The sequence below is a fragment of the Nonomuraea bangladeshensis genome, from assembly GCF_039529455.1.
Lineage (GTDB): Bacteria > Actinomycetota > Actinomycetes > Streptosporangiales > Streptosporangiaceae > Nonomuraea > Nonomuraea bangladeshensis.
In genome coordinates, this window is sequence record NZ_BAAAMV010000010.1 from 504402 (window position 1) to 528702 (window position 24301).

At 70.8% G+C, this 24301-nt stretch carries 18 protein-coding genes and 1 tRNA gene; 9 read left to right on the top strand and 10 right to left on the bottom strand.

From position 1 onward, the window contains the following. The first annotated feature begins 496 nt into the window (after positions 1-496). Together ABD292_RS34985 and ABD292_RS34990 are read left to right on the top strand one after the other, a co-directional pair. Positions 497-1249, top strand: a complete 753-nt coding sequence (locus ABD292_RS34985; protein ID WP_344214985.1) for a hypothetical protein — start codon at positions 497-499, stop codon at positions 1247-1249. 49 nt (positions 1250-1298) lie between these two features. Next, positions 1299-1886, top strand: a complete 588-nt coding sequence (locus ABD292_RS34990; protein WP_344214987.1) for a hypothetical protein — start codon at positions 1299-1301, stop codon at positions 1884-1886. 26 nt (positions 1887-1912) lie between these two features. On the opposite strand, the gene ABD292_RS34995 is transcribed toward ABD292_RS34990, so the two are convergent. Continuing rightward, complete coding sequence (locus tag ABD292_RS34995) at positions 1913-3496, bottom strand: bis-aminopropyl spermidine synthase family protein (protein ID WP_344214989.1); 1584 nt, start codon at positions 3494-3496, stop codon at positions 1913-1915. Between the two features lie 339 nt (positions 3497-3835). Between ABD292_RS34995 and gltB the strand changes: the two genes are divergently transcribed. The 4 genes from gltB to pyk all read left to right on the top strand — a co-directional run bounded on the left by gltB (position 3836) and on the right by pyk (position 13238). After that, positions 3836-8341, top strand: coding sequence for a glutamate synthase large subunit (gene gltB / locus ABD292_RS35000; RefSeq protein WP_344214991.1), 4506 nt, complete (start codon positions 3836-3838; stop codon positions 8339-8341). A gap of 14 nt (positions 8342-8355) precedes the next feature. Then, a complete protein-coding gene (locus ABD292_RS35005; protein ID WP_344214993.1) occupies positions 8356-9837 on the top strand; it encodes a glutamate synthase subunit beta in 1482 nt (493 codons plus the stop codon). A 137-nt stretch (positions 9838-9974) separates the two neighbouring features. Next, on the top strand, positions 9975-11624 hold the full coding sequence (locus ABD292_RS35010; RefSeq protein ID WP_344214995.1) for a S8 family peptidase: 1650 nt from the start codon (positions 9975-9977) through the stop codon (positions 11622-11624). A gap of 183 nt (positions 11625-11807) precedes the next feature. Then, entirely contained in the window at positions 11808-13238 is a 1431-nt protein-coding gene (pyk, locus tag ABD292_RS35015) for a pyruvate kinase (protein ID WP_344214997.1), read from the top strand. A gap of 56 nt (positions 13239-13294) precedes the next feature. Here the strand turns inward: pyk and dapD are convergent, their stop codons facing one another. From dapD to ABD292_RS35030, 3 genes are all read right to left on the bottom strand, one after another. Further along, positions 13295-14257 (bottom strand): 2,3,4,5-tetrahydropyridine-2,6-dicarboxylate N-succinyltransferase, encoded by a 963-nt coding sequence (gene dapD, locus ABD292_RS35020; protein WP_344214999.1) that lies wholly within the window; start codon positions 14255-14257, stop codon positions 13295-13297. 44 nt (positions 14258-14301) lie between these two features. Next, on the bottom strand, positions 14302-14724 hold the full coding sequence (locus ABD292_RS35025; RefSeq protein WP_329580257.1) for a pyridoxamine 5'-phosphate oxidase family protein: 423 nt from the start codon (positions 14722-14724) through the stop codon (positions 14302-14304). A gap of 136 nt (positions 14725-14860) precedes the next feature. Then, a tRNA-Leu gene (locus tag ABD292_RS35030) sits at positions 14861-14943 on the bottom strand. A 111-nt stretch (positions 14944-15054) separates the two neighbouring features. Here ABD292_RS35030 and ABD292_RS35035 point away from each other — a divergent pair. Together ABD292_RS35035 and ABD292_RS35040 are read left to right on the top strand one after the other, a co-directional pair. After that, positions 15055-15636 (top strand): ANTAR domain-containing response regulator, encoded by a 582-nt coding sequence (locus ABD292_RS35035; RefSeq protein WP_157383121.1) that lies wholly within the window; start codon positions 15055-15057, stop codon positions 15634-15636. A gap of 205 nt (positions 15637-15841) precedes the next feature. Beyond that, on the top strand, positions 15842-17146 hold the full coding sequence (locus ABD292_RS35040) for an ABC transporter substrate-binding protein (RefSeq protein WP_344215002.1): 1305 nt from the start codon (positions 15842-15844) through the stop codon (positions 17144-17146). A 3-nt stretch (positions 17147-17149) separates the two neighbouring features. On the opposite strand, the gene ABD292_RS35045 is transcribed toward ABD292_RS35040, so the two are convergent. Continuing rightward, on the bottom strand, positions 17150-17989 hold the full coding sequence (locus ABD292_RS35045; RefSeq protein WP_344215004.1) for a hypothetical protein: 840 nt from the start codon (positions 17987-17989) through the stop codon (positions 17150-17152). Positions 17990-18176: 187 nt separating this feature from the next. Between ABD292_RS35045 and ABD292_RS35050 the strand changes: the two genes are divergently transcribed. Next, positions 18177-19484 carry an ABC transporter substrate-binding protein gene (locus ABD292_RS35050; protein WP_344215006.1) on the top strand — a complete coding sequence of 436 codons (1308 nt, stop codon included), beginning with the start codon at positions 18177-18179 and terminating at the stop codon, positions 19482-19484. Positions 19485-19570: 86 nt separating this feature from the next. Here ABD292_RS35050 and ABD292_RS35055 read toward each other — a convergent pair whose 3' ends face one another. The 5 genes from ABD292_RS35055 to ABD292_RS35075 form a co-directional block, all read right to left on the bottom strand. Then, the gene (locus ABD292_RS35055) at positions 19571-19945 is read right to left on the bottom strand and encodes a hypothetical protein (RefSeq protein ID WP_344215008.1); all 375 of its coding nucleotides are present in this window, start codon (positions 19943-19945) and stop codon (positions 19571-19573) included. Positions 19946-20032: 87 nt separating this feature from the next. Beyond that, positions 20033-20827 (bottom strand): ABC transporter ATP-binding protein, encoded by a 795-nt coding sequence (locus ABD292_RS35060; RefSeq protein ID WP_344215010.1) that lies wholly within the window; start codon positions 20825-20827, stop codon positions 20033-20035. Further along, on the bottom strand, positions 20824-21702 hold the full coding sequence (locus ABD292_RS35065; RefSeq protein ID WP_344215076.1) for an ABC transporter ATP-binding protein: 879 nt from the start codon (positions 21700-21702) through the stop codon (positions 20824-20826). The genes ABD292_RS35060 and ABD292_RS35065 overlap by 4 nt, the downstream gene beginning before the upstream one ends. Before the next feature lie 85 nt (positions 21703-21787). Then, entirely contained in the window at positions 21788-22774 is a 987-nt protein-coding gene (locus ABD292_RS35070; protein WP_344215012.1) for a branched-chain amino acid ABC transporter permease, read from the bottom strand. A gap of 12 nt (positions 22775-22786) precedes the next feature. Further along, positions 22787-24076: a branched-chain amino acid ABC transporter permease gene (locus ABD292_RS35075; RefSeq protein ID WP_344215014.1), complete on the bottom strand. Its 1290-nt coding sequence runs from the start codon at positions 24074-24076 to the stop codon at positions 22787-22789. Between the last annotated feature and the right edge of the window lie 225 nt (positions 24077-24301).

Sequence of the window (24301 nt, forward strand, 5' to 3'; positions counted from 1 at the left end):
AGGCCAGGGGCCGGCCCGTGGTCGCGACGCGGGCCGGGGGGCGGCGCGTGGCTTCGATGCGGGCCAGGGCTCGGGAGGCGGTCTCGATGCGGGCCAAGAGCGGGACGCAGCAGCCGGCGGCTTCGCGCGGGGTCCGGGGAGCGGCGGCTTCGCCGCGGATGCCGGGGCCGGCGGCCGAGGGGGCTTCGCCGCGGGCGCTGGAGCCGGTGGTCGCGACGGCTTCGCTGGGAGCGCTGAGGCCGATGGTCGCGAGGGCTTCGCTGCGGGTGCCGGGGACGGTGGTCGTGGAGGCTTCGCCACAGGCGCCGGGGACGGTGGTCGCGGAGGCTTCGGCGCGGGCGCGGGGGGCGGTGGTCGTGGAGGCTTCGGCGCGGGCGCGGCAACCGATGGTCGCGGGGCCGACGCGACGGCGGAGCAGGACGACGACGGCGGGGAGGCGGCGGGCGGCGGGTCGCGGAAGCGGCGGCGTACTCCGCCGTCCGACTGGCAGTTCCCCGTGCTCACCGGCATGGGCCTGCGCCCCAAGCAGCAGAAGACGATCGTCGTCGTCGCATCGGTCATCGGCTTGGTGGCCGCACTGGCGGGCGTGGTGATCTTCGCCACCTCGCTCGGCAGGTACACGCCCGACCGCGAGCCCAGCGCGGCCCTGCTGGGGCCCGACACCACGCTGCCGCTGGTGTTCCGGGGCTGGAAGTCGCCCAAACTGTTCGACCCGCTGGCCGACCGGACCAAGGACGCCAAGGCGCTGACGGAGAAGGAGGTGTTCGGGCAGAGCGAGCTCTCGGTCGACAGGAAACTGCGGCTGAAGCTCGTGGCCAAGCGGCTCGACTCCGACTGCTCGGCGGCGGTGTGGGGCCAGGGACTCACCGAACGGATCTCCGACGCCGGCTGCACCCAGGCCGCCCGCGGCCTCTACCTCAGCTCCGACGGCCGCTACGTCGGCCAGTACACCCTGCTCAACCTCAAGGACGGCCAGGCCGCCGCCGAGCTGGTGGACGCGCTGGAGACCCTCTACCGGGGCGGCTGGGCGCGTCCGCTGCCCTCGCCCAAGGGCTCCTTCCCGGCGGGCGGTTACTCCGAGGCCGGTGGCTACGCTCTCGGTCATTACGTCGGCCTGGTGTGGCTCGGCCGGGTCGACGGCGCCGAGCCCGGCGTCAAGGACGACTACGTCTCGCTCACGCTGGGTCTGCGCGGCGCGGAGAAGGCCGTCTACCGCAGGGTCGTCGCGATCACGGGGCCGAAGTCGTGACGCGCGCGCGGCGGGCCGCCGCTGTCGTGAGCGGGGGAGCAGAAGGCTGATGTCAGGTCGTGTGGTGATCTCCGCCGTGGCCGTCAGTGTGCTGGTCGTCGCCGCCGCCGCGTGGTGGTGGCTACGTGGCGACGACCCTCGGCCGGCCGCGTTCCACGGCGAGTCCACCTCCGCCTTCTACGCCGCCATCGACAACCGCGGCAAGGACGCCGCCCCGCTCACCGCGCAGGAGGTCTTCACCGCCGAGACCGAGACGGTCGGCGCCATGCGGCGCGAGACCACGGCGGAGTTCACCGACTGCGACGAGGTCCTGTGGGGCGTGTCCCCCGCCGGGTGCGCGCAGGCGCTGCGGGCCACCTACAGGGGCGGCACGATGGCAGGCCAGTTCGTCATCTTCAACATGAGCGACAGCGGGGCGGCCGACGCGCTGGTGGCGGCGCTGGGCAAGGACGGGTTCGTACGCCAGGGCGTGCCGTTCGACCCGGCCACCAGCCGGGCGCAGGCCCGCGCGATGGGTCACTACGTGACGGTGAGCTGGGCCGGCGGCACCGCGTACGAGCAGGAGCTGGTGGCGGCGCTGGTCGCGCTGGACGGGCTCGGGCGGGTGGTGCAGGGCAGGATCGTCGCCGCCACCTGAGCCGTCACCTGAGCCGCCGGACCGCGTCAGGACGTGGTCGTGGTGAGCGCCGTGACCGTGGTGGCGATCGCGGCGGGCAGGGACTCCAGGCGGTGGAGCGGGGCGTCCAGCGGGGTGAGGTCGTCCGACCAGGGGGCGGCCTCGCGGATCAGGGCGCGGGCCTCGTTCTTGGTGAGGGCCGAGCCCTGGGCGCGGGCGAGCGCGATGAGCGCCTCGCGCCAGGTGTTGGCCAGCTTGGCGTGGCCGTTGTCCAGGATGCGGCGCAGCACCGCGGGGACGTCGCCGTCCGGCTGCGGCAGGCGTACGGCGTCGAGGCCGCCGGGGCCGGGCCGGACCTCGTAGACGGTGGCCAGCACAGCAGGCAGTGGCGGCAGGCCGGCGCCGGTGACGTGGACGCGCGGGGCGCGGGTGGCCAGCAGCAGCCGGGGGAGGGCGGCCTCCAGGCCGGGCGGTACGGCGATCGCGACCCGCTCGGGCGCCGCCGCGTACGGCTTGGCGAGCCACGTGGACAGCTTGACCCGGGGCTGCGGCAGGCCCTTGGGCCATTCGCCGACGAGGAGGTCGGGCTCGAAACCCGTGGCGACGGCGGCCGGAGCCGCCTCCCCGGGCGCGGACTCGACGGACTGCGGGCCCTGGGTGTAGATGGCGGTGGTGAGGCGGCTCAGCCGGGAGGCCACGGCCGGGCGGGTCTTGGTGGTGGGGCGCAGGAGGTAGAGATCGGCGGCCGAGCCGATGGCCTCCGCACCGAAATAGCGGTTGAAGTCGGGATAGATCGCCTCGTAGGCGAGGTTGAGCTCCGCCAGCGCCTGCTGCACCTTGTACGCCAGCATCGGCGTCCGCTCGCTCGCCCCGTACGCCACCAGCACCCGGCCGTCGTCCTTCAGCCCCTCCACGGCGCGGGCCGCGAACAGGCCGATGCCCTCCGGTGTGTACGGCGGATCGGTGAACGCCAGGTCGTGCCCGTGCGCGGAGGCGGGCAGGCCGAGCCGCAGGTCGGCCCAGCGGGTGCGGACCCCGAGGTCCTGGGCGTCGATGTAGGCCAGGATGCGCTCGTCCACGTCCACGACCGTGACGTCGGTCTCGGGATGGACCAGCTTGACCGCCAGCGAGGTGAGGTCGTGGTCGCCGACGCACAGCAGGCGGGCGCCCGGCAGCCAGAACCGGGCCCCGAGCAGGAGCGCGCGCCGCAGCGCCGTCTCCGGCGTGGCCGAGACGTGGTCCAGCGTGTGGCGGGCGCGCGGGGCGTCCGCGACGAGGCGGGTCAGCCGGTCGAGGACGCCCGCGTAGTGGGGGACGAGGTGGCCCACAGGGTCCTCGGGAGGCGGCGCGACTGCGAGGAGGTCCTGGTAGGCGGGGGTGTGGGTGAGCGGCACGCGGAAGGCGTCGGCGCCCTGCCGCCGTTCGAGAGGGAGCTCGCGCAGCAGGGCCTCGATCGTGCGGCGGGACGTGGCGGTGGCCCTGACCAGGTCGGCGAGCGTCCACCACTGGCCGTCGCAGAGCAGCGCCAGAGCGTGCCGGAGGCGCCGGCTGTCGGCGCCCGCCGCGTCGAGCAGGCGCTCGACCCCGTCCCGCTCGTCGCCCCTGTCGCTGCGCACCCCGTCCTCCCGCATGGGCCAACCCTATCGAGGGCCCGCCCCCGTCCGGTCTGGTGCAGGAACGGGACCGAAGTCACAGGAGGGGCCAGAGGGGCGCGCCCCGGCGCGGGGCTGAGGGGCGGATATCGCTTCTTGTTCCGCAAAAACCACTCATGATCGGGAATTTTGCGCCACATGTCCGAACTTTGGGATGATGAGTTCGGATGTGAGGAATGCCCGAATGTTCGCAATGCGGACGCGGCGGGCACCATTCCGACATGGTGCGGTAACCTCTACGCACGATATGCAGCAGGGCCAACGTCGTCCCCGCCTGTGAATGAAGTTCCAGACAGCGATGACGACGGGAGGGACTACATGCCTGCTGCCCACCTCGGGTTCCCCGAGCCCCAGGGCCTCTACCACCCCGCCAACGAGCACGACGCCTGCGGTGTCGCCATGGTCGCCGACGTCGCGGGACGCCGGGGACACGGGATCGTGGTCAAGGCTCTGACGGCACTGTGCAATCTCGACCATCGGGGAGCCAAGGGTAGCGAGCCCGACACCGGCGACGGCGCCGGCATCCTCACGCAGATCCCCGATGCGTTCTTCCGGGCCGTGGTGCCGTTCACCCTGCCCGCCGCCGGCGCGTACGCCGCCGGCATGGCCTTCCTGCCGGCCGACGAGGAGGCCCGCGGCCTCGCCGTACGGCTGATCGAGGAGATCGCGGGGGAGGAGGGCCTGACCGTCCTCGGCTGGCGTGAGACGCCGGTCGAGCGCACGCTCCCCGGCCCGAGCGCCCGCGCGGTCATGCCGCACTTCGCCCAGCTGTTCGTCGCGAGCCCCGAGGGCCGTGAGGGGCTGGAGCTGGACCGGCTGGCGTTCTGCCTGCGCAAGCGGGCCGAGCACGAGGCGGACGTCTACTTCCCCTCGCTGTCGGCGCGCACGATCGTCTACAAGGGGATGCTCACCCCCGACCAGGTCGAGCCGTTCTTCCCCGACCTGTCCGACGAGCGCTACGAGAGCGCGATCGCCCTGGTGCACTCGCGTTTCTCCACCAACACGTTCCCGAGCTGGCCGCTCGCCCACCCCTACCGCTACGTCGCGCACAACGGCGAGATCAACACGGTCAAGGGCAACCGCAACTGGATGCGCGCCCGCGAGGCGATGCTGGCCTCCCCGCACATCCCGGGCGACATCTCCCGCCTTTTCCCGATCTGCGACCCCGACGGCAGCGACACCGCGAGCTTCGACGAGGCTCTGGAGCTGCTGCACCTCGGCGGGCGCAGCCTGCCGCACGCGGTCCTCATGATGATCCCGGAGGCGTGGGAGAACCACACGGAGATGGACCCGGCCCGCCGGGCCTTCTACGAGTTCCACTCCTCGATGATGGAGGCCTGGGACGGCCCCGCCTCGATCACCTTCACCGACGGCACCCTCGCCGGCGCCGTGCTCGACCGCAACGGCCTGCGCCCCGGACGCTTCTGGGTGACCGCGGACGGCCTGGTCGTGCTGGCCTCCGAGGCCGGCGTGCTCGACATCAGGCCCGAGGACGTCGTACGCAAGGGCCGCCTGCAGCCCGGCCGGATGTTCCTCATCGACACCGCCCGCGGCAAGATCATCGAGGACGACGAGATCAAGGCCGAGCTGGCCGCCGAGCTCCCCTACGCCGACTGGCTGCACGCCGGCCTGGTCCGCTTCGAGGAGCTGCCGTCCCGCGAGCGTGAGACCATCACCCACGAGGCGCTGGTCAAGCGGCAGCAGACCTTCGGCTACACCGAGGAGGAGCTGCGCATCATCCTCGCGCCGATGGCGAAGGCGGGCCAGGAGCCGATCGGCTCCATGGGCACCGACACGCCGGTGGCCGTCCTGAGCGAGAAGCCGCGGCTGCTGTTCGACTACTTCACGCAGCTGTTCGCCCAGGTCACCAACCCGCCGCTGGACGCCATCCGCGAGGAGCTGGTCACCTCGCTGGCCAGCACCATCGGCCCCGAGGGCAACCTGCTCGACCCGGGCCCGGCCTCGTGCCGGCAGCTCGTGCTGCCGTACCCGGTGATCGACAACGACGAGCTCGCCAAGATCATCCACATCAACGACGAGCACGACCTGCCCGGCTTCCAGCCGCGCGTCATCAGCGGCCTGTACGAGGTCGCCGGCGGCGGGCAGGCCCTGCTGCGCCGGCTGGAGGAGATCCGGGCCGAGGCGTCCCAGGCGATCGCCGACGGCGCGCGCATCCTCGTGCTGACCGACCGCGGCTCGTCCGACACCCTCGCGCCGATCCCGTCGCTGCTGCTGACCGGCGCGGTGCACCACCACCTGATCCAGGAGAAGACCCGCACCAAGATCGGCCTGGTCGTGGAGACCGGCGAGGCCCGCGAGTGCCACCACATGGCGCTGCTCATCGGCTACGGCGCGGGCGCGATCAACCCCTACCTCGCGATCGAGACCGTCGAGGACCTCGTCGACACCGGCGTCCTGCCGCTCGACAAGCGCAAGGCCGTACGCAACCTCATCAAGGCCTACGGCAAGGGCGTCATCAAGGTCATGTCCAAGATGGGCGTGTCCACGGTGGCCTCCTACACCGGCGCGCAGATCTTCGAGGCGCTCGGCCTGAGCCAGGAGGTCATCGACTCCTGCTTCACCGGCACCACCTCGCGCCTCGGCGGCGTCGGCTTCGACGTGCTGGCCGAGGAGGTCGCGCAGCGGCACCGCCACGCCTACCCGCGGGCCGAGAACGCCCACCGCAGGCTCCAGGTCGGCGGCGAGTACCAGTGGCGGCGCGAGGGCGAGCCCCACCTGTTCAACCCCGAGACGGTCTTCAAGCTGCAGCACGCCACCAGGACGCGGCGCTACGAGATCTTCAAGGAGTACACGAACCTCGTGGACTCCCAGGCCGAGCGGCTGATGACGCTGCGCGGCCTGTTCAAGCTGCGCAAGGGCCGGCCGATCCCGATCGAGGAGGTCGAGCCGGTCTCGGAGATCGTCAAGCGCTTCTCCACCGGCGCGATGTCGTACGGCTCCATCTCCATGGAGGCGCACGAGACCCTCGCCATCGCCATGAACCAGCTGGGCGGCAAGTCCAACACCGGCGAGGGCGGCGAGGACCCCGAGCGGCTCTACGACCCGGCCCGCCGTTCGGCGATCAAGCAGGTGGCCTCCGGCCGCTTCGGCGTCACCAGCGAATACCTGGTCAACGCCGACGACCTGCAGATCAAGATGGCCCAGGGCGCCAAGCCCGGCGAGGGCGGCCAGCTCCCCGGCCACAAGGTCTACCCGTGGATCGCCAAGACCCGGCACTCCACGCCCGGCGTCGGCCTCATCTCGCCGCCGCCGCACCACGACATCTACTCGATCGAGGACCTCGCCCAGCTCATCCACGACCTGAAGAACTCCAACCCGGAGGCGCGGGTCCACGTGAAGCTGGTGGCCGAGGTCGGCGTCGGCACGGTGGCGGCGGGCGTGTCCAAGGCGCACGCCGACGTGGTGCTCATCTCCGGCCACGACGGCGGCACCGGCGCGTCCCCGCTGACGTCGCTGAAGCACGCCGGCGCGCCGTGGGAGCTCGGCCTCGCCGAGACCCAGCAGACGCTGCTGCTCAACGACCTGCGCGACCGCATCGTGGTCCAGGTCGACGGCCAGCTCAAGACCGGCCGCGACGTCGTCATCGCCGCGCTGCTCGGCGCCGAGGAGTACGGCTTCGCCACCGCGCCCCTCGTGGTCAGCGGCTGCGTCATGATGCGGGTCTGCCACCTCGACACCTGCCCCGTGGGCGTCGCCACGCAGAACCCCGAGCTGCGCAAGCGCTTCACCGGCAAGCCGGAGTTCGTGGTCAACTTCTTCGAGTTCATCGCCGAGGAGATCCGCGAATACCTGGCCGAGCTGGGCTTCCGCTCGCTGGACGAGGCGATCGGGCACGTCGAGCTGCTCGACACCACGGCCGCCGAGGAGCACTGGAAGGCGAGCGGCCTGGACCTGTCGCCGATCCTGCACCGGCCGGAGCTGCCCGCGGGCACGCCGCTGCGCCGGGTCACCGTCCAGGACCACGGGCTGGCGCACGCGCTGGACAACACCCTGATCCAGCTCGCCGAGGGCGCGCTGGAGCACGGCACCCCGGTCACGCTGGAGCTGCCCATCCGCAACGTCAACCGCACGGTCGGCACCATGCTCGGCTACCAGGTCACCAAGCGCTACGGCGGCCAGGGCCTGCCCGACAACACGATCGACATCGGCTTCACCGGCTCGGCGGGCAACTCCTTCGGGGCCTTCGTGCCGCGCGGGATCACGCTGCGGCTGACCGGCGACGCCAACGACTACCTCGGCAAGGGCCTGTCCGGCGGCCGGATCACCCTCCGGCCGCACGAGGAGGCCCCGCTGGACGGCGACATCATCGCCGGCAACGTCGCGCTCTACGGGGCCACGTCCGGCGAGGTGTTCATCCGCGGCGTCGTCGGCGAGCGGTTCTGCGTGCGCAACTCCGGCGCCACGGCCGTCGTCGAGGGCGTGGGCGACCACGGCTGCGAGTACATGACCGGCGGCCGGGCCGTCGTGCTCGGCCCGACCGGGCGCAACTTCGCGGCCGGCATGTCGGGCGGCATCGCCTACCTGCTGGACCTCAAGCCGGAGCGGGTCAACCGCGAGATGGTCGCGGTCGAGGAGCTGTCCGCGGCGGACGCCGAGTTCCTCAAGGAGGTCGTCGAGAAGCACTTCGCGGAGACCGGCTCGCCGGTGGCCAAGGAGCTGCTGGCCGACTGGGAGGCGGCGCTCGGCAGGTTCGGCAAGATCATGCCGACCGACTACAAGCGGGTCCTGGCCGCCGCCGAGGCCGCCCGCATCGAAGGCAGGAACGTCGACGAGGCGGTCATGGCCGCCGCGGTTCAGGGTTAAGGGAGGCGTACCGAATGGCTGACCCGAAGGGTTTCCTCACGCACGACCGGGAGCTGCCGGCGCGCCGCCCCGTGGACGTCCGCATCAGCGACTGGCGCGAGGTCTACGAGGACTTCTCCCAGGAGAAGCTGACCAGGCAGGCGTCCCGCTGCATGGACTGCGGCATCCCGTTCTGCCACAACGGCTGCCCGCTCGGCAACCTCATCCCCGAGTGGAACGACCTCGTCTACCGCACCGACTGGCGCGAGGCCATCGAGCGGCTGCACGCCACCAACAACTTCCCCGAGTTCACCGGCAGGCTCTGCCCGGCTCCGTGCGAGGCGGCGTGCGTGCTCGGCATCAACGCGGACCCGGTGGCGATCAAGCGGGTCGAGGTCGAGATCATCGACCGGGCGTTCGCCGAGGGCTGGGTCACCCCGCAGCCCCCGGCGGCGCGGACCGGCAAGCGGGTCGCGGTCGTCGGCTCCGGGCCCGCGGGCCTCGCCGCCGCCCAGCAGCTCACCAGGGCCGGGCACGACGTGGTGGTGTTCGAGCGCGCCGACCGCGTCGGCGGCCTGCTGCGCTACGGCATCCCCGAGTTCAAGATGGAGAAGCGCCACATCGAGCGCCGCCTGGAGCAGATGCGGGCCGAGGGCACCGAGTTCCGCACCGGCGTGAACGTCGGCGTGGACATCACCGCGGCCGAGCTGCGCGAGCAGTTCGACGCCGTGGTGCTGTCCGGCGGGGCCACCCAGTGGCGCGACCTGCCGGTGCCGGGGCGCGAGCTCAAGGGCGTCTACCAGGCGATGGAGTACCTCCCGCTGTCCAACAAGGTCCAGGAGGGCGACTACCCGGTCTCGCCCGTCTCGGCCGAGGGCAAGCACGTGGTGGTGATCGGCGGCGGCGACACCGGCGCCGACTGCATCGGCACCGCGATCAGGCAGGGCGCGGCGTCGGTCACCCAGCTGGAGATCATGCCGGTCCCGCCCCGGGAGCGGCCGGCCGGCCAGCCGTGGCCCACCTTCCCGATCCTGTTCAAGATGGAGAGCGCCCACGAGGAGCTCGCCGACCGCGGCGGGGAGCGCGTGTACGCGGTCTCCACCACGGAGTTCCTCGGCGACGCCGACGGCAACGTGCGGGCGCTGCGCCTGGTCGAGGTCGAGGGGCCGCAGGCCGGTTTCAAGCCGATCCCCGGCACCGAGCGGGAGATCCCGGCCGAGCTGGTCACGCTGTCCATGGGCTTCCTCGGGCCGGAGAAGGGCGCGCTGCTGACCGACCTCGCCGAGGTCGCCGGCGGTGACGACTTCTTCGACCGGCGGGGCAACGTCGCCCGCGACAAGACGTACATGTCCAAGGTGGACGGCGTCTTCGTGGCCGGCGACATGGGCCGCGGGCAGTCGCTCATCGTGTGGGCGATCGCCGAGGGCCGCGCCGCGGCCTCCGGCGTCGACCGTTACCTGAGCGGGGAGACGGCGCTGCCGTACCCGATCCTGCCGACCGCGCGGCCGCTGGTCTGACCGCGGTTCCGCCTTCTCGTGGAGCGGGTTCCCTCCGGGGAGCCCGCTCCGTCGTGTGTAGCCCTAATTTGGCTAGTTGGTGGCATCGACGGTTGACTGTCGGAAAGATGAGCATTCTTCGAGATGTGGGGGGAACGATGCGGCGAGTCGCCTCCGGGGTGACGGCACTGGCCCTCCTCGGGCTCGCCGCCTGCGCTCCCGGCACCCCCGCCGAGCAGCGCCCCCAGCGCTCCCAGACGCAGGCCGTCGGCCCGCGGGCCGACTACCTGGTGTTCTACGCCGAAGGCCGGCAGCGGCAGGCCCTGGACGCTGTCACGCACGCCGGCGGCGCCAAGGTGAGCGAGGACGCCAGGCTCGGCTACATCCTGGCCACGGGCGGCCGTGACGGCTTCGCCGAGGCCGTGGGCGGCGACGCCGCCGTCGTCGGCGTCTCCCAGGACCGCAGCATCGGCCACGCCACCGCCGAGCCCGTCCGCTCGTTCCCCGACGCGGGCGTGCTCAAGGCCGGGCGCGCGGCGGGCGAGCCGCTCGCCGGCCGCCAGTGGGACATGCGCATGATCGGCGCCGACCGCGCCAACGCCAAGAACCCCGGCAGCAAGGACGTGCTGGTCGCCGTCATCGACACCGGCATCGACGGCAAGCACCCCGACATCGCCCCCAACTTCGACCGCGCGCTCAGCCGCAACTTCGTCACCGACCGGCCCAAGGACGAGAACGGCGAGACCCTCGACGGCCCGTGCGAGGCGGCCGGCTGCAAGGACCCGGTGGACCAGGACGACGACGGCCACGGCACCCACGTGGCCAGCACCATCGCCTCCCCGATCAACGGCATCGGCATCGCCGGCGTCGCGCCCGGCGTGCGGCTGGTCAACGTACGGGCCGGCCAGGACTCCGGCTTCTTCTTCCTCAAGCCGAGCCTCGACGCGCTCGCCTACGCCGGCGACATCGGCGTGGACGTGGCCAACCTCAGCTACTACGTCGACCCCTGGCTGTTCAACTGCGCCCGCAACCCGGCCGACAGCCGCAAGGAGCAGCTGGAGCAGCAGGCCATCGTCACCGGCATGCAGCGCGCCATCGACTACGCCCGCAAGAAGGGCGTCACCATCGTCTCGGCGCTCGGCAACGGGTCCACCGACCTCGGACGTCCCACGGTCGACGACAAGAGTCCCGGCTACCCGGAGGGCAGCGCGAAGGCCCGCAAGGTCGACAACACCTGCCTCAACGTGCCCGCCGAGTCCGACGGCGTCGTCTCCGTCTCCGCGCTCGGCCCGTCCGGGCGCAAGGCCGTCTACAGCGACTACGGCGTCGAGCAGACCGACGTGGCCGCGCCGGGTGGCGACGCCACGGACGGCAAGGGCGCCAAGGCCACCCGCTCCATCCTGGCCGCCGCCCCCGAGCACGTGCTGCGCGCCGCCGGCCGCATCGGCGCCGACGGCGCGCCCAAGGGCGCCGACGTCGTACGCGACTGCACCCGCGGCGCCTGCTCCTACTACCAGTATCTCGACGGCACCTCGATGGCCGCCCCGCACGCGACCGGCGTCGCCGCCCTGCTCGTCAGCCGCTTCGGCAAGCCCGCGCCCGGCGGCGGACTGACGCTCGACCCGGCCACCGTCGAGAAGCTGCTCTACGCGAGCGCCGACCCCAAACCCTGTCCGACGCCCCGCCGGCACGTCTACCAGATCTACGGCCAGACCCAGACGCACGTCTGCGAGGGCGACACGGCCGACAACGGCTTCTACGGCCACGGCCTGGTGGACGCCTGGAAGGCCGTCACCTTCACGCCGTGATGCGCGGCGCGGGGTGCCGCCTCCCGGCCCCGTCGGCCACTAGATTGAAGGCGTCGTTCAACCGGAGCGGCACACGAACTTGACGCTTTCCAGGCTCGCCGTTCGCGTGCTGTTCTCCTCCGCGGGCTACGTTCTCCGTCGTCGGTGACTGCCAAGTGGTCTGTACCAATTAAGGTAGGACTCGTGACTCGTCGCGCGAAAATCGTCTGCACCCTAGGTCCGGCCACCTCCTCCGAGGAGCGTCTCCGTGAGCTCATCGCCGCGGGGATGGACGTGGCCCGGTTCAACCTCAGCCACGGAAACCACGATCTGCACCGGGAGGTCTACGACCGGGTGAGGCGGGTGGCGGCCGATCTCGGCCGCGGTGTAGGCGTGCTCGCCGACCTGCAGGGCCCCAAGATCCGCGTCGGCACGTTCGAGGAGGGCCCGGTCCGGCTCGGCTTCGGCGACGTCTTCGCCATCACCACCGAGGACGTCCCCGGCGACCGCGAGCAGGTCTCCACCACCTACAAGGGCCTGCCGAAGGACGTGCGTCCCGGCGACACGATCCTCGTCGACGACGGCCGGCTCGTGCTGGAGGCGACCAGGGTCGACGGCGACCGGATCATCACCCGCGTCGTCATCGGCGGCATGATCTCCGACAACAAGGGCCTCAACCTGCCCGGCGTCAACGTCAGCGCGCCCGCGCTCACCGACAAGGACGAATCCGACCTGCGCTGGGCGCTGCGCACCGGCTTCGACATGATCGCCCTGTCGTTCGTGCGCCGCCCGTCCGACGCCGACGTGGTGCGCAACATCATGGAGCAGGAGGCCGTGCGCCTGCCGCTGCTCGCCAAGATCGAGAAGCCGCAGGCCGTCGACCGGCTGCCCGAGATCGTCGAGGCGTTCGACGGCATCATGGTCGCCCGCGGCGACCTCGGCGTGGAGCTGCCGCTGGAGCAGGTGCCGATCGTGCAGCGGCGCATCATCGAGCTGTGCCGCGAGAAGGCCCGCCCGGTCATCGTCGCCACGCAGATGCTCGACTCCATGATGAACGCGCCCCGTCCGACCAGGGCCGAGGCCTCCGACGTGGCCTACGCCGTCATGGACGGCGCCGACGCGGTCATGCTGTCCGGCGAGACGTCGGTCGGCAACTACCCGATCGAGTCCGTCTCCACGATGGACCGCATCGCCTGCGCCGCCGAGAAGTCGTCCCTGCACGCCACCCACACGCTGGAGCGCATGCCCGAGACCACGGGCGGCGCCATCGCGCGGGCCGCGGCCGAGGTCGGCGCGATCGTGGGCGCCAAGGCGCTGGTCGCGTTCACCATGTCCGGCGAGACCGCGCGGCGGCTGGCCCGCTACCGCTCGCCGATCCCGCTGCTCGCCTTCACCTCGGCGCCGCACGTGCGCGGCCAGCTCTCGCTGACCTGGGGGGTGGAGACTTTCCAGGTGCCGTTCGTGCACCACACCGACGACATGGTGCGGCAGGTGGAGGCGTCGCTGCTGTCGCTGGGGCGGCTGGAGAAGGGCGACAAGGTGGTCATCGTGGCCGGTTCGCCTCCCGGCACCCCCGGCTCCACCAACGCCCTGCGCGTCCACACCATCGGCTCGGCGGTCTCGCACGCCAACTGACCTCTGACGGCGCGGCCCCGGCCCCGCGACAGCGCGAGCCGGGGCGCCGTCGGCGCTCAGTTGGCGTGCAGGGCGGCGTTGAGCTCGATGCCGGTGCCCGTGCGCGGCACCGCCTCGACCGCGCCCGTACGCGAGTTGCGGCGCAGCAGGATGCCGTCGGCGCCCGACAGCTCGGCCGCCTTGACGACCTTCCCGTCCGGGAGGGCGACCTTGGTGCCCGCCGTCACGTAGAGGCCGGCCTCGACCACGCAGTCGTCGCCGAGCGAGATGCCGATGCCGGCGTTCGCGCCCAGCAGGCAGCGCTCGCCGACGGAGATGACGTGCTTGCCGCCGCCCGACAGCGTGCCCATGATCGAAGCGCCGCCGCCGACGTCGGAGCCGTCGCCGACGACGACGCCGGCCGAGATCCGGCCCTCGACCATCGACGAGCCCAGGGTGCCGGCGTTGTAGTTGACGAAGCCCTCGTGCATGACCGTGGTGCCGCTCGCCAGGTGGGCGCCGAGCCGGACGCGGTCGGCGTCGGCGACCCGCACCCCGGACGGCAGCACGTAGTCGACCATGCGGGGGAACTTGTCCACCCCGTACACCGTGACCGGGCCACGGGCGCGCAGCCGCAGCCGGGTCCGCTCGAAGTCCGGCACCGGGCACGGGCCGTAGTTGGTCCACACGACGTTGGCCAGCAGGCCGAAGACGCCGTCCAGGTTGGCCCCGTGCGGCCGGATCAGGCGGCAGGACAGCAGGTGCAGGCGCAGGTAGACGTCGTGGGCGTCGACCGGGGCCTCGGAGAGCTTGGCGATGCCCGTGCGCACCGCCACCACCTCCACGCCGCGCGCCGGGTCGGGGCCCGTCAGCGAGGCCAGTTCGCCGGCCTCGTCGTCGGACAGCCGCTCGGTGCCCGAGAACGGCGCCTCGCCCAGCGCGGGGGAGGGGAACCAGGTGTCGAGTACGGTGCCGTCGGCGGCGATGGTCGCGAGGCCGACGCCGTGGGCGCCGGTCGAGGTGGGATCGATAGCAGTCACAGGGCCAAAAATACCGGTTGGGGAGGCTGCGGGGCGGAGCCGCCTCAGGCGAGCGCCCCCAGGTCGGCCGCGAGCCAGCGCTCGGGCCGCATCCGGAACGTCACCAGCGCGTGCAGGTCGGAGCCGTGCACGTAGCCCGTCACGGCCTCGGGCGGCAGGTAGCGGGCCGAGATGCGGGTCAGGTCCTCCAGCGTGGACGGGCTCGACAGCACGATCGGGCCCTCGACGGAGACGTAGCGGTAGGTGGGGCTGCCGCGCTGCACCAGGAGGGAGAAGCGGCCCGCCTTGGCGATGAGCTTGGCCTTGACCGACTCGCCGTCGGTCAGGAAGCGGACGTCGCCGCCGGGGACGTAGTCGTACCAGACGGGCACCGTCAGCGGCGCCCGGCCCTCGCCCGCCTCGACGGCCAGGCTCGCGATGTGCGCCTCCGCCAGGAACTCCTCCCGTGCCGCCACGCTCAACGACATGTCGCCCACCCCCGTGCTGATCGTTCGTGCAACGGCTATTCCCGCGGCGCGCCGCCGTGAATCAGGGGCAGGCGTGAATCAAGGTGGGTCAGGAGGAAGCGTGGGGCCCGGGGGTGAGGGGCTGGCCCGGGGAGGGTGCCGGAAGCGGGATTCGAACCCGCACGCCCTTTCGAGCAGACGCTTTTGAGGCGTCCATGTCTGCCATTCCATCATTCCGGCCGAAAAATCCGGACTTGTCCGGATCGACGGTACATCCTACCGCCACAAGTTGATCAGCAGCAGGGGTGCCAGCGTGGATCTAATCTACCGGACGTCGGTACTCTTCTGCTCGTGAGTACGCAGCGGCGAGTAGTGATCGCGGAAGACGAGGCCCTGATCCGCCTCGACCTCAAGGAGATGCTCCAGGAGGACGGCTACGTCGTCGTGGGCGAGGCCGGCGACGGCGAGCAGGCGATCCGGCTGGCCGCCGAGCTGAAACCCGACCTGGTGATCCTCGACGTCAAGATGCCGGTGCTCGACGGCATCTCCGCGGCCGAGCGCATCGTCTCCGAGCGCATCGCGCCGTGCCTGATCCTGACCGCCTTCTCCCAGCGCGACCTGGTCGAGCGAGCCCGCGACGCGGGCGCGATGGCCTACCTGGTCAAGCCCTTCACCAAGGCCGACCTGGTGCCGGCCATCGAGATGGCGGTCAGCAGGCACGAGGAGATGGTGGCGCTGAGCGCCGAGGTCTCCAGCCTGTCCGAGCGCCTGGAGACCAGGAAGCTGGTGGAGCGGGCCAAGGGCCAGCTCATGGCGCAGCACGGCTGGACCGAGCCGCAGGCGTTCCGGTGGATCCAGAAGGCGTCGATGGACCGGCGGCTGAGCATGCGCGAGGTCGCCCAGATCGTCATCGACGACGCCGAGAAGCGCTGAGCGGCGGAGCCCGCGAGTCACGCCCGGCAGGAGCCGGGGAGGAACCCCCGGCTTCCGGCTGTCCCCGCCCGCCACGTTTCGGACATCACAACTCTGTATAAAAGCCGCGTTAAAACTGCGCGAAGCGCCCAATCCGGGCATGCTGAGCTTGCAAAACGTCAACGGGGGCGAAACCCCGCCGGCGCATACAGGGAGTACCTTTTACATGATCCGCATCGCTCCAGCGGGCCGCGTCCTGGCCGTCGCGGCCGCGGCGAGCCTCGCTCTGACGGCTTGTGGCGGCGGCGCCGACGACACCGCCGCGTCGCAGGAGACCGCGTCCTCGTCCGCGCCGGCGTCCTCGGCGCCGGCCGCCGCCAAGGGTGACGGCACGCTGACGCTCGGCACCGTGCTGCCGCAGACCGGTTCACTCGCCTTCCTCGGCCCGCCCGAGTTCGCCGCGGTGGACCTGGCCGTCAAGGAGATCAACGAGGCCGGGGGCGTGCTCGGCAAGCCGGTGAAGGCGATCCACACCGACTCCGGCGACACCACCACGAACATCGCCTCGCAGTCGGTGGACAAGCTGCTGGGCCAGAAGGCCGACGCCATCATCGGCGCCGCCTCGTCCTCGGTGTCGGAGTCGATCATCGACAAGATCACCGGCGCGGGCGTGGTGCAGTTCTCGCCCGCCAACACCTCCGACAAGTTCACCACGGTCAACGACAACGGCCTGTACTTCCGCACCGCGCCCCCGGACAAGCTCCAGGGCCGCGTGCTCGGCGACCTCGTCGTGGCCGACGGCAACGACACCGTGGGCATCCTCGCCATGCAGGACTCCTACGGCTCGGGCCTCGCCGACCAGATCGCCAAGACCGCCGAGGAGGGCGGCGCGACGGTCGTCGAGCGGGTGGACTACGACCCGAAGGCCGCCGAGTTCTCGGCCGACGTGACGAAGATCAAGGCCAAGAACCCCAAGGCCATCGTGCTGATCGGCTTCGAGGAGACCTCCAAGGTCATCCAGGAGCTCGTCAAGCAGGGCCTGACGGCCGACAAGCACAAGTGGTACATGGTGGACGGCAACATGTCGAACACCAACTACCTGAAGATGCCCAAGGGCACCCTCAAGGGCGTCAAGGGCACCATTCCCGGCGCCGAGGCCCCGGACGCGTTCAGGGAGCGGCTGCTCACGGTCGACAAGGAGCTTGAGGACTACACCTACGCCGCGGAGTCGTACGACGCCGCCGTCCTCATCGCCCTGGCCGCCGAGGCCGCCAAGGACGACAGCGGCGCCTCCATCGCCGCCAAGCTGGCCGAGGTCAGCAAGGTCGGCGAGAAGTGCAAGAGCTTCAAGGAGTGCGCCGACCTGCTGAAGGCGGGCAAGGACATCGACTACGAGGGCCTGAGCGGCCCGATCGAGTTCGACGACAACGGCGACCCCGCGGTGGCCACCATCGGCGTCTACCAGTACGGCGACGACAACAAGTACCCGGGCAAGGCCGAGGAGTACCGCACCGGCAACATCGCCGGCTGACGGTTACGAGCCGCCGCCCAGGCCGCACGTCTCGCGCGCCCACCGCGTGAGACGCTCCTGCAGCGGCTCGGGCGGCACCACGATGATCACGCGGGCCTCGCCGCCGTCGAGCGAGGCCCGCACGGGGAACAGGAACGCCTTCTTGGCCTCGGCGAAGGCGTGCGGGTCGCAGCGGCCGGGCGAGAGGGTCACCGGCACCTCCAGCCGCGACGCCCCCGGCTCCAGCGTCCCCAGCGGCCGGCGCTCCGGCGTGACGATGTAGTGGGTCGTGCCGCCCATGTCGGTCAGCGTCACCTTCCCGGCGCCGCGCCGCGTGACCACGACGCTGCCGCGCATGGTCCCGTCCGACTCCGTCCACTGCGGGCCGAACGCGACCTCGGCGACCTGCTTGATGAGGAACTCCGAGCACTCGTCGCGCAGCAGCCTGGCCAGCAGCGGGTCCGGGTGCGGCACCGGGAAGACGACCGTGCGCAGCGGGCCGCCGCCGGTGCTGAGCCGCGCCACGACGGTCGCCGGCCGCACCTGGGGGAGCCCCTGGGGCGGGCAGTTGGCGGCGCCGTACGGGGCGGGCAGGTCCGTCCGTTCCGTACGGCCGAGCGTGGTGTCGGCCCTCGCCGGCGCCAGCGTCTTGAACGACGGCGTGACGAGCTGCACGTCGGCGAAGTGGACGGGCGTGTCCGTGGCGTTGCGTACCGCGATCTGCAGCCGGTGCGCCGGCTCGTCGGACCGCCACTGGGCCAGCGACACCGACAGCCCAGGGGGAGGCGTGGTGTCGGGCCGCTCCGGGGAGCCGCAGGCGGCGAGGGAGGCCGCCAGAGCGAGGGACAGCGTTATGCGCTTCACCTGCCGCACCCTAAACACGCCTGACCAGCTCCGTAAGTTGAGGACTGATTACGACTCCGCATCCAAGTGCCGACAGTTGTTCGGCGCATCTGGTTCGGGCGTGCGGCGGTTTTGTACGTTTCCACCATTCGATCGGGAACGCTCGGCCTGCTGACGAATCCCGGCCTGGAAATGAAGGAGACACTTCATGATCCGCATTGCTCCCGTGGGGCGGGCGCTGGCTGTCCTGGCTGCCACCAGCCTGACCCTGACAGCCTGCGGCGGTGGCGGCGGCGACACCGCCTCGGAGACCTCGCCGTCTTCGGCCGCTCCCGCCGCCTCGTCGTCGGCCCCGGCCGCGACGAAGGGCGACGGTACGCTGACGATCGGGACCCTGCTGCCCCAGACCGGGAACCTCGCGTTCCTCGGCCCGCCCGAGTTCGCCGGCGTCGATCTCGCCATCAAGGAGATCAACGAGGCGGGCGGCGTGCTGGGCAAGCCGGTCGCCAAGATCGACACCGACTCGGGCGACACGACGACCAACATCGCCTCGCAGTCGGTGGACAAGCTCCTCGCGCAGAAGGCCGACGCGATCGTCGGCGCCGCCTCCTCCTCGGTGTCGGAGTCGGTCGTCGACAAGATCACGGGTGCCGGCGTGGTGCAGTTCTCGCCCGCCAACACCTCTGACAAGTTCACCACCCTGAACGACCAGGGCCTGTACTTCCGCACCGCGCCCCCGGACAAGCTCCAGGGCCGCGTGCTCGGTGACCTGATCGTGGCCGACGGCAGTGACACGGTCGCCATCTTCGCCATGCAGGACTCCTACGGCACGGGTCTGGCCGACCAGGTCCAGAAGACCGTCACCGACGGCGGCGCCGAAGTGGTCGAGCGGGTGGACTACGACCCGAAGGCCGCCGACTTCTCGGCCGAGGTCACCAAGATCAAGTCCAAGAGCCCCAAGGCCATCGTGCTGATCGGCTTCGAGGAGACCTCCAAGGTCATCCAGGAGCTCGTCAAGCAGGGCCTGCCGGCCAGCAAGCACAAGTGGTACATGGTGGACGGCAACACGTCCAACACGAACTACCTGAAGATGCCCAAGGGCACCCTCAAGGGCGTCAAGGGCACCATCCCCGGCGCGGCCGCTCCCGAGGAGTTCCAGAAGAAGCTCCTCGAGGTCGACAAGGAGCTCGAGGACTTCAGCTACGCCCCCGAGTCGTACGACGCCGCGAACCTGATCGCGCTGGCCGCCGAGGCCGCCAAGAGCGACGCGGGCGCGGACATCGCCGCCAAGCTGGCCGAGGTCAGCAAGGGCGGCGAGAAGTGCAAGAGCTTCAAGGAGTGCGTCGACCTGCTGAAGGCCGGCAAGGACATCGACTACGACGGCGTCAGCGGCCCGGTCGAGTTCAACGACGCCGGTGACCCGGCCGTCGCCACCATCGGCATCTACGAGTACGGCGACGACAACAAGTACGGCAGCAAGGCGATCGAGTACCGCACCGGCAACATCGCCGGCTGATCACCAGCGCTGAGACGAGCTGAGACGAAGGGCCCGGCCGCCACGGCCGGGCCCTTCCGCGTCCCTGGAACCGCCCGGCAGGGGCCTCACCGGCAGCCGGCGACGATCCGGTCGGCCGCCGCGCGGTACTCCCTCAGCAGCGCCACCTGGCGCTCCCGCGGCACGTCGTTCCTGGCGAGCCCGGCGGTGGCCGACTCCAGCGCCGCCACGTCGCCCTTGAGCGAGGCGGGCAGCCGGGCGCCGAACTGCAGGGTGATGCCGCGGGCCTCGGCCAGGCGGCCGATCACGGCGTCCTCGAAGCGCTGCCGGTCCTCCTGGCCCTTCGGCTCCAGCAGCAGGCCGGCGTACCCGATGGCGGAGACCACCCGGGCGCAGGGGCTGTCGGTGGGGTCGCCGCCGGTGCTGTATCTCGGCGCGGAGGAGGCGTCGTCCTGGCAGCCCAGGAGCAGGACGGGCAGCATGAGCGCGACTGTCGCTAAGCGTTTCACATCGCCCATTAAAAAACGGCTGAGGGGCTCCGTGGGAGCTCCTCAGCCGTTCTGGGGGAATTACGCCTTGGCGAGCGTGCCGAGGTACAGCTGGATCACCTTCGGGTCGTTCGCGAGCTCCCTGCCGGTGCCGGTGTAGGCGTTGCGGCCCTGGTCCAGGACGTAGCCCCGGTGGCAGATCTGCAGGCAGCGGCGGGCGTTCTGCTCGACCATGATGACGGTGACGCCGGCCTTGTTGATCTGCTGGGCCTGGATGAAGACCAGGTCCTGCAGCTTGGGCGACAGACCGGCCGACGGCTCGTCGAGCAGCAGCACCGACGGCTCGGTCATCAGGGCCCGCGCCATCGCCACCATCTGCCGCTCACCGCCGGACAGCGAGCCGGCGCGCTGCTTGCGCCGCTCCTTCAGCGCGGGGAACAGCTCGGCCACGAACTCGAAGCGCTCCTTGAACTTCCCCGGCACCTGGAAGGCGCCCATCTCCAGGTTCTCCTCGATGGTGAGGCTGGGGAAGACGTTGTTGGTCTGCGGGACGTAGCCGACGCCGCGCGAGACCAGCGCGTGGGCCTTCATGTTCGTGATGTTCTCGCCCTTCAGCAGCACCGTGCCGCTGCGGATGTTGACCAGCCCGAACATGGCCTTGAGCAGCGTCGACTTGCCGGCGCCGTTGGGGCCGATGATGCCGATGAGCTCGCCCTCCGCCACGTAGAGGTCGGAGCCGTTGAGGATGTTGACGCCCGGCAGATAGCCGGCGATCAGCTCGTCGCAGCGCAGGAGGGCGTTCTCGGCGCCCTCCAGGTGCGCGCTGCGGTCGGTGACCGCCGCGTTGGACTCGGCCGGCTCCGGGACGGCGTTCACTTCTGCGTCTCCTCTTCGATCTCGGCCTCCAGCTCGGCCTCGGCCTCGTGGAGCTGGGCCTGGAGCTCGGTGTCCGACAGCGGGGCGTCGTGGTGCGCGCCGAGGTAGGCGTCGATCACGCGCTCGTCCGACATGATCGTCGAGGGCGGGCCCTCGGCGATCACCGCGCCCTGGGCCATGACGATGACCCAGTCGCTGATGTCGCGCACCATGTCCATGTCGTGCTCGACGAACAGCACCGTCATGCCCTGCTCGCGCAGGTCCTTGACGTGGCCGAGCAGCGACTGCGTCAGCGCCGGGTTCACGCCCGCCATGGGCTCGTCCAGCATGACCAGCTCGGGGCCCACCATGAGCGCCCGCGCCATCTCCAGCAGCTTGCGCTGGCCGCCGGAGAGCGAGCCGGCGAAGTCGTCGCGCTTGGCGTCGAGCTTGAACCGGACCAGCAGTTCCTCGGCCCGCTCGGTGATCTCCTGCTCCTGGGAGCGCCAGAAGCCGGGCACGAGGGCCCGCCAGAAGCTCTCGCCCTTCTGCTGCTGGGCGCCGAGACGCATGTTCTCCATGACGGTCAGCCGGGAGAGCGCCTTGGTGAGCTGGAACGTGCGGACCATGCCGGCGCGCGCCACCTTGTGGGCGGGCACGCCGCTCATCGTGCGGCCGTTGAACGTCCAGGTGCCGGCGTCGGCGGTGTCGAAGCCGGTGAGCTGGTTGAAGAAAGTGGTCTTGCCCGCGCCGTTGGGGCCGATCAGCGCGGTGATGGAGCCGCGCTGGACCTCCACGTGCTCGACGTCGACGGCGGTGAGGCCGCCGAAGCGGCGCACGACCTTGTCCACGACGAGGATGGGGTCGGGCTTGGGCACGCCCGGCTCGCGGGCCATGTCCTTGAACGCCGCCAGGGCCGCGGCCTTACGCGTGGTGGTCACCGCGGCGTCCTCCGGCCCGCCGGTCGTCTCATCCATGGTGTCATCGCGCATTGATCGCGATCTCCCTCTTGTCACCGAAGATGCCCTGCGGCCGGACGATCAGCAGCAGGATGAAGCCCAGACCGACCAGGGCGTAGCGGATCGGGCCCACCTGGATGCTGGTCATGAACGGGATGTAGCCGTTGGCCACCAGCTCGGCGAGCAGGTTGCCGACGAAGACGAACAGCACCCAGAAGATCATCGCGCCGACGACCGGGCCGAAGACGCGGGCGGCGCCGCCGAGGATGACGATCGTGTAGGCGAAGAACGTCATCTCGGTGCCGAAGACGTCGGGCTGCACGGCGCCGTTGTAGAGGCCGTAGAAGAAGCCGCCGAAGCAGCCGATGACGCCGCCGAGCACCAGCGACTGCATCTTGTACGAGAAGACGTTCTTGCCGAGCGCGCGCACGGCGTCCTCGTCCTCGCGGATGGCCTTCAGCACGCGGCCCCACGGGCTCTTCATGAGCAGGTAGACCAGCCCGCAGGCGAGCAGCACGACGATCCAGCCGACCGTCAGCAGCCACAGCGTGCGCTCGTCGAAGACGATCGCGCCGATGCCGTAGCGGCCCTCGGGGTAGGGGTTCATGGCGTAGAAGTCGCCGTTGAAGCCGCGCCGGCCGTCAGAGCCGCCGAAGACCCCCTTGAACTGCACCGAACGGAAGATCAGCCGGATGATCTCGGCCGCGGCGATGGTGACGATCGCCAGGTAGTCGGCGCGCAGTTGCAGCGTCGGGATGCCCATGAGGAGCGCCAGGAGCACCGCGGCCCCCAGGCCGACGAAGATGCCGACCCAGAAGGGCAGGTCGAGCACGGTGACGGTGACGGCCAGGCCGTAGCCGGCCACGGCCATGAACGCCGCCTGGCCGAAGTTGAGCAGGCCGGTGTAGCCGAAGTGGATGTTGACGCCGATCGCGGCCAGACCGTAGACGATGGTCTCCCAGCCGATGGCGGCGTGGACGGTGGTGGTGAAAATCGTGAGCCAGTCCATGTGTTACCCCCGTCACCCGATCCGCTCGCGTCGGCCGAGGATGCCCTGCGGCCGGAAGAGAAGCACGACGATGAGCACCACCAGCGCGCCGACGGACTTCAGCTCCGGCGGCACCCACAGCGTGGACACCTGGATGAACACACCGACCACGAGCGAGCCGACCAGCGCGCCGAAGGCGGTGCCGAGCCCGCCGAGCGTGACGCCGGCGAAGATGAGCAGCAGGATGTCCTGGCCCATGGTGAACTTCAGCGACTGCGACAGGCCGAGCATGACGCCGGCCAGCGCGGCGATGGCGCCGCCGCCGGTCCAGATGATGCGGATGACGCGGTCGACGTTGATGCCGGAGGAGGCGGCGAGCGCCGGGTTGTCGGCCACGGCGCGGGCGGCCTTGCCGGTGCGGGTCTTCATCAGGGCGAGACCCACGACGATGAGCACCGCGAGCTCGATGCCCATGGCCCAGAGGTTCTTGGGGGCGGCGCTGATCGGGCCGAGCTGGATGCCGGTCTGGGTGTTGTAGTCGGTGTAGGTCTCGGTCTGCGGCCCGAAGAAGAACTGGATGAGGTTGCGCAGCAGGATCGCGACGCCGATCGAGATGATCATCATGGCGATCGTGCCGGTGCCGCGTTTGCGGAGCTGCCCCCAGAAGAAGCGGTCCTGGCCGTAGCCCAGCGCCCCCGCCACCACGACCGCGATGATCGCCGCCGGGATGAGCTGGATGCTGAATCCGACGTTGAAGGCGTAGGCGAGGACAGCGCCCAAGGTGACGAGCTCACCGTGGGCGAAGTTGGTCAGGCCGGTGGTCCCGTAGATGAGGGAGAGGCCGAGCGCCCCCAGGGCGATGATGAGGCCGAGGTTGAGCCCCTCGAAGGCGAGCTGCGCGGCCTGGGCCCAGAAGGAGCTCTCGCCGGTGGCCTCCTGCTCGGGGCCGGCGGCGGCGCCCTTGGCCTCGAGCGCGAACAGCACGGTGGAGCAGTTGCCCTCGTAGACGGTCGGCGTGCGGACGTTGTTGCCGCCGCGGACCTGGCTGTTCTGAGGAAGCGAGCCGGGGTCCAGAGTGACCTTGTACTTGCCCGGCTTGTCGACCTGAACGTCCCAAGTGCCTTGAGCGTTCGAGGTAACCTCCTGGACGGGTTGTCCGCCCTCGGTGGTCACCGAGATTTTGGCGCCGTTCACTGGCTGGCCTTGGAGTTTGAGTGTTCCCTTCAGCCCCTGGCAGTCGGCGGGGCCCGCGTGTGCGGGCCCGGCCAGCAGGAAGACGAGTCCACCCAGGAAGGCCGTGAACGCGATCACGGCTCTGCGCAATGGTGCTCCCTCAAGTAGGTCAAGGCGGGGTGGTGCCCCTCCATCTCGACACGCGCGCATCGCAGGCACAACTGGGATGCAATGGCGGGAGCCTATTGCCGTGACGCCCGTTTCAGTATCGTTCGTCACCAATTAGTGACAACACGGTGTCACTCATGTGAGGAATCAAGTTGGCAGGTCAGGGGCTAAATGGGGGAAGACACCTGGCGGCCGGAAGGAACGGAA

Excerpts from the sequence above, each read along its gene's own strand:
- ABD292_RS35065 (WP_344215076.1), bottom strand. The coding sequence starts at position 21,702 with ATGGCCCGCGAGCCGGGCGTGCCCAAGCCCGACCCCATCCTCGTCGTG.
- ABD292_RS35010 (WP_344214995.1), top strand. The coding sequence starts at position 9,975 with ATGCGGCGAGTCGCCTCCGGGGTGACGGCACTGGCCCTCCTCGGGCTC.
- ABD292_RS35025 (WP_329580257.1), bottom strand. The coding sequence starts at position 14,724 with ATGTCGTTGAGCGTGGCGGCACGGGAGGAGTTCCTGGCGGAGGCGCAC.
- ABD292_RS35050 (WP_344215006.1), top strand. The coding sequence starts at position 18,177 with ATGATCCGCATTGCTCCCGTGGGGCGGGCGCTGGCTGTCCTGGCTGCC.
- ABD292_RS35040 (WP_344215002.1), top strand. The coding sequence starts at position 15,842 with ATGATCCGCATCGCTCCAGCGGGCCGCGTCCTGGCCGTCGCGGCCGCG.
- ABD292_RS35005 (WP_344214993.1), top strand. The coding sequence starts at position 8,356 with ATGGCTGACCCGAAGGGTTTCCTCACGCACGACCGGGAGCTGCCGGCG.
- ABD292_RS35055 (WP_344215008.1), bottom strand. The coding sequence starts at position 19,945 with ATGCTGCCCGTCCTGCTCCTGGGCTGCCAGGACGACGCCTCCTCCGCG.
- ABD292_RS35070 (WP_344215012.1), bottom strand. The coding sequence starts at position 22,774 with ATGGACTGGCTCACGATTTTCACCACCACCGTCCACGCCGCCATCGGC.
- ABD292_RS34990 (WP_344214987.1), top strand. The coding sequence starts at position 1,299 with ATGTCAGGTCGTGTGGTGATCTCCGCCGTGGCCGTCAGTGTGCTGGTC.
- ABD292_RS34995 (WP_344214989.1), bottom strand. The coding sequence starts at position 3,496 with ATGCGGGAGGACGGGGTGCGCAGCGACAGGGGCGACGAGCGGGACGGG.
- gltB (WP_344214991.1), top strand. The coding sequence starts at position 3,836 with ATGCCTGCTGCCCACCTCGGGTTCCCCGAGCCCCAGGGCCTCTACCAC.